The organism is Providencia rustigianii DSM 4541 (assembly GCF_000156395.1).
Taxonomy (GTDB): domain Bacteria; phylum Pseudomonadota; class Gammaproteobacteria; order Enterobacterales; family Enterobacteriaceae; genus Providencia; species Providencia rustigianii.
The window spans coordinates 1-405 of record NZ_GG703829.1; the positions used below are offsets into that span (position 1 = coordinate 1).

Here is a 405-nt window from a genome sequence, read left to right on the forward strand (position 1 = left end):
AATGCTGTCCCGTCCCCCAGTAAATCCCTCCCCCTGCCGCATGAATAATAAATTACCATCTTTTACGGCAACAATTGCCCCCTCGGTTTTAGCGACTCTCGTCAGAAATGAACCATCTGACTCATTCGTTTGGTCAATATGGGCTAACTTTATTTTATCCAACTTTTCATCTATCACCGGTTTGAGCTTGTTACGCTCCGCAATTGTTCTCACAATATCGCCCAGCGTTTTTTGATGATATGACTGCTCACGCTTGACGTTTAACGTGTCACGAAAATCAGCACTACGTCCGCGAATCGTCAACTTATCAGGTACACCGCTATGCTCAATTTCATCAACCGTGAACGTGCCTTTATAAATTAATGGTTCATTTTTCCAGCCCAAATGAAGTGATAGTGTTTCGCC

1 protein-coding gene is annotated in these 405 nt (G+C 43.7%); it reads right to left on the minus strand.

Annotation, left to right across the window (positions count from 1 at the left end):
• The coding region (locus PROVRUST_RS18645; protein WP_006816475.1) for a contractile injection system protein, VgrG/Pvc8 family at positions 1–405 on the minus strand (405 nt) is incomplete at both ends.